Source organism: Streptomyces sp. NPDC047028, assembly GCF_040644095.1.
Taxonomy (GTDB): domain Bacteria; phylum Actinomycetota; class Actinomycetes; order Streptomycetales; family Streptomycetaceae; genus Streptomyces.
In genome coordinates this window covers 1-4,705 of the sequence record NZ_JBEYVS010000108.1, presented here as the reverse complement: position 1 = coordinate 4,705, position 4,705 = coordinate 1, and the positions used below count along the sequence as shown (strand labels likewise).

At 74.4% G+C, this 4,705-nt stretch carries 2 protein-coding genes; both read right to left on the bottom strand.

The window, feature by feature from the left end; all coding sequences use genetic code 11:
- Positions 1 to 2,177, bottom strand: a 2,177-nt coding sequence (locus ABZ854_RS36995) for a type I polyketide synthase (protein WP_361220392.1), incomplete at its 3' end; no start/stop codon positions are given.
- Positions 2,178 to 2,183: 6 nt separating this feature from the next.
- Positions 2,184 to 4,705, bottom strand: a 2,522-nt coding sequence (locus ABZ854_RS36990; RefSeq protein ID WP_361220389.1) for an SDR family NAD(P)-dependent oxidoreductase, incomplete at its 5' end; no start/stop codon positions are given.

The window sequence follows — 4,705 nt, the reverse complement described above, 5'->3', positions numbered from 1 at the left end:
GCGTTCGGTCCGTTCACAGCCGCGATGCCCGTGCCCTCAGGGAGCACGGCAAGGACTTCGTCCTCGGTCGCCTGTACGGCGGCCATCGCACCCCCGGAGGGGAGCTGCTGCATCAACCGGCCACGAGCAGCGACCAGCTTCGCCGCATCCTCCAGGGACCACAGACCCGCCACATGCGCGGCAGCCAGCTCACCGATGGAGTGCCCGGCCAGCACATCCGGCCGCACACCCCAGAACTCCAGCAACCGGAACAGGGCGACTTCCAGGGCGAACAGCGCGGGCTGCGTGAAGCCCGTCTCGTCCAGCCCCTCACCGCCGAACATCACACCCTTCAGCGGCCGCTCAAGATGCGCGTCCAACGCCCCGCACACCTCATCCAACGCAGCGGCGAACACGGGGAAGGCCTCATACAGCTCACGCCCCATCCCCGCCCGCTGACTCCCCTGCCCCGTGAACAGGAACGCCACCGGACCCGACAGCACAGCCTTGCCGCCCTCGACCGCCTCCAGCCCGGCCAGCAGCCCCTCACGGTCACCCGCCACCACACCCGCCCGATAGGCGAACGCCGACCGCCGGGTCACTAGCGAGAAGCCGAGGTCCGCCGGATCCAGTTCCGGTCGTCGCGTGACGAACTCCCGCAGGCGTGCTGCCTGGGCCCGTACCGCGGCGGCCGTTCTGCCGGACACGATCCACGGGACGACCGGCAGCGCGGCCGGCTCGGCGACCGCGGCCGGTGCCTCCACCTCCGGGGCCTCCTCCACGATCACGTGGACGTTGGTGCCGCTGATCCCGAACGCGGACACGGCGGCGCGGCGGGGACGGTCGCCGGCCGGCCAGGGGCGGTTCTCGGTGAGGAGTTCCACCGCACCCGCCGACCAGTCCACGTGGGAGGTGGGGGCGTCGATGTGCAGGGAGCGTGGCAGGACGCCCGCGCGCAGGGCCTGCACCATCTTGATGACGCCGGCCGCGCCCGCCGCCGCCTGCGTGTGACCGAGGTTGGACTTGATGGAGCCCAGCCACAGCGGAGAGTCGGCGGCGCGTCCCTGGCCGTAGGTGGCGAGCAGGGCCTGTGCCTCGATGGGGTCGCCGAGGACGGTGCCGGTGCCGTGGGCCTCGACGGCGTCGATGTCGTCGGTGGACAGCCCGGCGCTCGCGAGGGCGTCGAGGACGACCTGCTGCTGGGAGGGGCCGCTGGGTGCGGTGAGGCCGTTGCTGGCGCCGTCCTGGTTGACGGCGGAGCCCCGGACGACCGCGAGGACCCGGTGTCCGTTGCGGCGGGCGTCGGAGAGGCGTTCCAGGAGCAGCACGCCGACGCCCTCGGACCAGCCGGTGCCGTCGGCGGCCTCCGCGAACGGCTTGCAGCGGCCGTCGGGGGCGAGCCCGCGCTGCCGGCTGAAGTCGATGAAGGTGTCGGGAGTGGCCATGACGGTGACGCCGCCGGCCAGGGCGAGGGAGCACTCCCCCGCCCGTAGCGCCTGTGCCGCCAGGTGCAGGGTGACCAAGGAGGACGAGCAGGCGGTGTCGACGGTGACGGCGGGGCCGGTCAGGCCGAGGGCGTAGGAGATCCGGCCGGACAGGACACTGCCGGCGGTGCCGGTGCCGAGGAAGCCCTCGACGCCGTCGGGCAGGGCCGCGCGGTCGGAGCCGTAGTCGTGGTACATGATGCCCGCATACACGCCGGTGCGGGCGCCGCGGACGGCGGCCGGGTCGATCCCGGCGTGCTCGAACGCCTCCCAGGACGCCTCCAGCAGCAGCCGCTGCTGCGGGTCCATGGCGAGGGCCTCGCGCGGGCTGATCCCGAAGAACGCGGCGTCGAACTCGCCTGCCGCGTCGAGGAATCCGCCTTCCTTGGCGTAGCTCTTGCCGAGGGCGTTCGGATCGGGGTCGTAGAGGTTGTCGGTGTCCCAGCCGCGGTCGTCGGGGAAGCCGCGCATGCCGTCGCCGCCGTCCACGACGAGCCGCCAGAGGTCGTCGGGGGAGGCGATGCCGCCGGGGTAGCGGCAGGCCATGCCGACGACGGCGACGGGCTCGCGGGTGCGGGACTCCAGGTCCTCGATGCGCCGGCGGGCCTGCATCAGGTCGGCGGTGGCCTTCTTCAGGTAGTCGCGCAGCTTCTGTTCGCGGTCGGTGGAGCCGGTGGCTGTGGTGGCTCCGGTGGGTCCAGTGGTGGCTGCCATGGTCGTTCAGCTCCCGGTCTCGCCGTCGAGGAGGGCGAAGAGTTCGTCGTCGGAGGCGGCTGCCAGGTCGTCGGTTACCTCGGTCCCGGCCGGCTGCGGGTGGTCCGTGTCCTGCCAGCGGGCCAGCAGGGCCTGGAGGCGCACGGTGATCCGGGAGCGGGTCAGCTGGTCCAGCTCCTGGGTGCCGATGAGGGGTTCGAGGTGGTCGAGGCCGCGCAGCAGGGCGGTGGCGGGGTCGTCGTCGGTGGGCGCGAGTTCCTTGTGCAGGTGGGCGACGAGTTCGTGCGGTGTGGGGTAGTCGAAGACGAGGGTGGCGGGCAGTCGTACGCCGGTCTCGGCGGCGAGCCCGTTGCGGAACTCGACGGCGGTGAGGGAGTCGAAGCCGAAGTCCTTGAAGGGCTTGTCGGCCTCGACGGGCTGCTGGTCCGGGAAACCGAGGACGGTACGGACATGCCGTCGTACGAGGTCCAGGACGAGCGCGGTCCGTTCGTCCCGGTCGGTGATCGCGGCCAGCCGGTCGCGCAACCCGGTGCCGCCGGCCGCCGTGCCGCCGCCCGCGGCGGTGCGCCGGGCGGGGACGCGGACCAGGGAGCGCAGCAGCCCCGGTACCGCTCCGCTGAGGGAGCGGGCGAGCGCGGGCACGTCGAGCCGGACGGGCACGGTGAGTGGGCGGGTGCCGGCGACGGCCGCGTCGAGGAGGGCGAGCCCCTGTTCGGCGCCGAGCGGGCGCAGTCCGGTACGGGCCATGCGTTCCAGGTCGGTGTCGGTCAGGTCGGCGCCCATGCCCCCGGTGGCCGGGTCCCACAGACCCCAGGCGAGGGACACGGCGTGCTGTCCGTGGGCCCGGCGGTGTGCGGCGAGGGCGTCCAGGGCGGCGTTCGCGGCGGCGTAGTTGGCCTGTCCGGCGCCGCCGAGGACACCGGCGGCGGAAGAGAACAGCACGAACGCGTCCAGTTCGCCGGCGAGTTCGTGCAGGTGTCGGGCCGCGTCGGCCTTGGGGGCGAGGACGCGGCGCAGTTGGGCCGGGGTGAGCCGGGCGACGGTCGCGTCGTCGACGACGCCCGCCGTGTGGACGACGGCCTTGATGCCCGGGTGTCCGTCGAGCAGCGCGGCGAGCGCGTCGCGGTCGGCGACGTCGCAGGCGGCGAAAGTCACCTCCGCACCCGACTCCCGCAGTGCGTCGGCGAGTTCGGCCGCACCGGGCGCGGCGGGGCCGCGCCGGCTGGTCAGCAGCAGGCTGCGCACACCGTGCTCGGCGACCAGGTGCCGGGCGACGAGGGCGCCCAGGCCGCCGGTGCCGCCGGTGATCAGCACGGTGCCGGTGACCGGCCAGGCGGGTGCTCGGTCGGCATCGGGGGTGTCGCGCACGAGGCGCGGGGCACGCAGATCGTCGTCCCGTACGGCGAGTTCGTCCTCTTCGCTGCCGAGTACGGAGGCGGGCAGGTCGCCGTCCCCGGGGCCGAGGTCGACGAGGAGCAGGCGTCCCGGGTACTCGGTGCGGGCCGCCCGGACGAGTCCGGTGACCGCGGCCTGGCCCAGGTCGCCGACGTCTTCGCCGGGCGCGGTGGACACGGCGCTCCGGGTGACGACCAGCAGCCGCTCCTCGGGGACGGCGTGCTCCAGCCATTCCTGGAGCGCCTCCAGCACGACCGTCGCGCTCTCGGCGGCCGAGCCTCCCGCGGGTGCGGTCAGGGCGGACCAGCCGGCCACGGGCAGGGGCTCCACGCGGCCCGGTTCGGGCAGGGGCAGCGGTTCCGCGGTTGCCGCACCCGGCACCTCTACGGCGGTCCAGTCGACGCCGTACGCCGCGTCGCCCACGCCGGTCGTACCCGCGCCCGGGCCCGGTCCGAGGGGCACCGGCCGGAGGGCGAGCGAACCGACGGACAGCACGCGCCGCCCCTCGGCGTCGTCCGCGTCGAGCGTGACCGTGCCGGGCGTGGTGGCGGCGACCCGGACGCGCAGGGTGCGGGCGCCGGTGGCGTGCAGGGTGACGTCGGACCAGGAGAACGGCAGCCAGGCGGTCCCGGGGTCGGGTTCCGGAAGCAACTCCCCAGCGGCTACGGCGTGCAGGGCGGCGTCGAGCAGGGCGGGGTGGATGCCGTACCCGTCGGTCTCCGCGTCCTCGGGCAGACCGACCTCGGCGTACACGACCCCGTCGGCGTCGCGCCAGGCAGCGGTCAGCCCTTGGAAGAGGGGGCCGTACTCCAGGCCGAGCGCGGCGAGGCCGACATAGAGGTGCTCGGTGTCGACCGGCTCGGCGGCGGGCGGCCAGGCGACGGTCCCGGCTTCGGGCTCACTTCCGCCGGCCGCTACGACGCCTTCCGCGTGCAGGGTCCAGGTGTCTTGGCCGTCGGGGCGCGAGTGCACGGTGAGCGCCGGCTCGTCGCCCTCACCGACGCGCACGCGCAGGGCGACGGCGCCGGTCTCGGGTATGACGAGGGGGGCGTGCAGGGTCAGGTCGCGTACGGTGCCGCAGCCGATCTGGTCTCCGGCGCGTACGGCGATCTCGACGAGGGCGGCGCCGGGCA